Source organism: Williamsia sp. (assembly GCF_036566845.1).
Classification (GTDB): Bacteria; Actinomycetota; Actinomycetes; order Mycobacteriales; family Mycobacteriaceae; genus Williamsia.
The window spans coordinates 1-2,568 of the sequence record NZ_DATCVM010000265.1 but is presented as its reverse complement, the minus strand read 5'-3'; the positions used below and the strand labels follow the sequence as shown (position 1 = coordinate 2,568).

The window sequence follows — 2,568 nt, the reverse complement described above, 5'->3', positions numbered from 1 at the left end:
ATGCACTCACATCGACGGACTGAATCTGGTTACTCTTCTTCATGGTGGTCCCCTTGCTGTAGGAGTTCTTGGCGGAACGCCCGATACCTACCACACGGCAGGTTTCGAGCAGGGGACCGCCACCTCAACTTCTACGAGACTTGGGACAACCTCTTCCTCTCGCCAGGTCAGGGCTTGTTATATACGGGTAGGCAGTGAGGGTGGACAACCATCCCGTGAAATTCGAGCTAGCCAGCGGCCCGATTGGCCCAGATGTTAGACCGGAGTGACCTGGAAAACACGCCATTGTGAAAAAGCGAGGGCGACGAGGAAGCGAATCACCGGTCGGGTACTCGCAGGCCATGCCGTCGTCGTCGCGGTCCTGCTTCTCGCAGTAGTGCTCGGTGCCGGCCCCTACGAACGTGATAGTTGCGCTTGCGCCTGACCGCCGTATCTGAGCACGGTGAACCACAATCCCCGCTCGCTGGTACGGGCATCGGCCTCGGCAGCACAGAATTGGGCCTGGTAACGATACGGCTTGTCATAGGTGTACTCGAACGCGCACCCGTCGTGGACCATGTCCGGGTTGAACATCCGACCGGATTTCGGTCAACACATACCGATCCTCGGATGGCTGGCCTTCTCCGACGTCGAAGCAGCTGCCCCCCTTCCCGCGCCCTGGCACTGGCCTCGGCACGGGTTAGGCCACTGCGGCGGCTTTCTTGCCGCGGGACTTGCCGAGGAAGAAACCGGCTGTCAATGGCCAAGTTGAAGTCCCCGCTGGTGGCCAGATTAAAGTCCCCACCCCGTGCGGTGATTTCTAGGTTGGTGGTGGGTTCTCCTTCCGGTGTTGGGCGTCTTTCATGCGGTAGGACTGGCCGTCGGTGATGACGACGGTGGCGTGGTGCAGCAGGCGGTCGAGGATGCTGACCGCGGTGGTCTGTTCGGGTAGGAACCGCCCCCATTCCTGGAACGGCCAGTGCGATCCGATGGCCAGGGATCTGCGTTCGTAGGCGCCGGCGACGAGGCGGAACAGCAGCTGTGTGGCGGTGTCGTCGAGCGGGGCGAAGCCCAGCTCATCGAGAATGACGAGGTCGACCCGCAGCAGCGATTCGATGATCTTGCCGACGGTGTTGTCGGCCAGGCCGCGGTAGAGGGTTTCCACCAGGTCCGCGGCGGTGAAGTAGCGGACCTTGTGCCCAGCATGGATGGCGGCCACTCCGAGCCCGATCAGGGTGTGAGACTTACCCGTGCCGGCGGGTCCGATGATCGCCAGGTTCTGTTGTGTACGAACCCATTCCAGGCTGGACAGGTAGTCGAACACCTTCGGTTGGATCGAGGAGCTGGCCACGTCGAACGACTCCAAGGTCTTGGTGACGGGGAACCCGGCGGCCTTGAGACGGTTGACGACGTTGGAGGCATCGCGTGCCGCCAACTCGGTCTCGACCAGAGTCCGCAGCACCTCCTCGGGCGTCCAGCGTTGCGTCTTGGCGGTGAGCAGCACCTCGGGTGCGGTGCGTCGGATCGCGGCCAGCTTGAGCCGCCGCAACCCGGCGTCCAGATCAGCTGTCAGGACCGGCACCGATGACGGTGCGACGGGTTTGATCGTTTTGGCGGGCGCCGTGGTCATGACGGGACCCCACCATCGGCGGCGGGTGTGACGGTGTAGGCGTCCAACGATCGTGTCGGGGCGACGGGTAGGTCCAGGATCAACGCGTCCCCGGCGGTGCAGGGTTGAGGTGTTCCAGCACCGGCAGCCAGGATCGAGCGGACGTCGGCAGCACGGAACCGCCGAAAGGCCACCGCCCGGCGAAGCGCCGCGGTCAAAGCATCGGTGCCGTGCGCGGCACCCAGTGCCAGGAGGATCTCCAGTTCCGATCCCAGGCGGGTGTTGCCGATCGCCGCGGCACCGACCAGGAACGCTTGAGCATCGTCGCCGAGCGCGCAGAACTGTTTCTCGACAGCTGTTTTGGGTCGCGGTCCGCGGCTGGGTGCTGGGCGGGGCCCGTCGTAGTGGTCATCGAGGACCGACGCCGACCCGGGGGTACCGAGTTCGTGCTCGGCCACGATCACCCCGGTCGCGGGTTCCACGATGCACAGTGCACCGTGATCGACGACGACGGCCACACTGGTCCCGATCAGCCGGGTGGGCACCGAGTAGCGGGCCGAGGCGTACCGGACACACGACAGTCGGTCGACCTTGCGCATCACCGAGGACGCTCCGATCTGCAGCCGCAACGACGGCAGCGGCCCCAACAGGTCCCGTTCGATCAGCAGCCGCTCGTCGGGCACTGCGCAGATCTCCGAATGCGTCGCGGCATTGACCTCCGCGCACCACGCCTTCGCCGCGGTGTTGGCAGCTCGCAGATCCACCGGCACCCCGGCAATCTTGGCCTCGGTCAACAAAGGGACGGCGAGGTCGCGTTGGGCGTAGCCGCACAAGTTCTCCACGACACCCTTGGACTGCGGTTATCCGGCTAATCTGGGCTCGGATTTTGGCGTTTGAGCGTTCCCGCGGCTCAGCGTTGTGGCTTGCGGAGGCGGCGTAGTTCCTCTTCGTGGCGGCGGACGGTTGCGGCGACTGCCTCC

At 64.7% G+C, this 2,568-nt stretch carries 2 protein-coding genes and 1 pseudogene; all 3 read right to left on the bottom strand.

Features of this window, described 5'->3' with window-relative positions; genetic code table 11:
- Nucleotides 1-393: 393 nt before the first annotated feature.
- Nucleotides 394-573 carry a thermonuclease family protein gene (locus VIQ49_RS25295; protein WP_331889339.1) on the bottom strand — a complete coding sequence of 60 codons (180 nt, stop codon included), beginning with the start codon at nt 571-573 and terminating at the stop codon, nt 394-396.
- 226 nt (nt 574-799) lie between these two features.
- Nucleotides 800-1,609: an IS21-like element helper ATPase IstB gene (gene istB / locus VIQ49_RS25290; RefSeq protein ID WP_331889338.1), complete on the bottom strand. Its 810-nt coding sequence runs from the start codon at nt 1,607-1,609 to the stop codon at nt 800-802.
- A pseudogene (locus tag VIQ49_RS25285) lies at nt 1,606-2,448 on the bottom strand (Mu transposase domain-containing protein); the annotation flags it as partial. The pseudogene VIQ49_RS25285 and the gene istB, both read right to left, overlap by 4 nt.
- Nucleotides 2,449-2,568 lie beyond the last annotated feature (120 nt).

What these genes read in the sequence shown, in the direction of transcription:
- istB (WP_331889338.1), bottom strand. Translation starts at nt 1,609, where the DNA reads ATGACCACGGCGCCCGCCAAAACGATCAAACCCGTCGCACCGTCATCG.
- VIQ49_RS25295 (WP_331889339.1), bottom strand. Translation starts at nt 573, where the DNA reads ATGTTCAACCCGGACATGGTCCACGACGGGTGCGCGTTCGAGTACACC.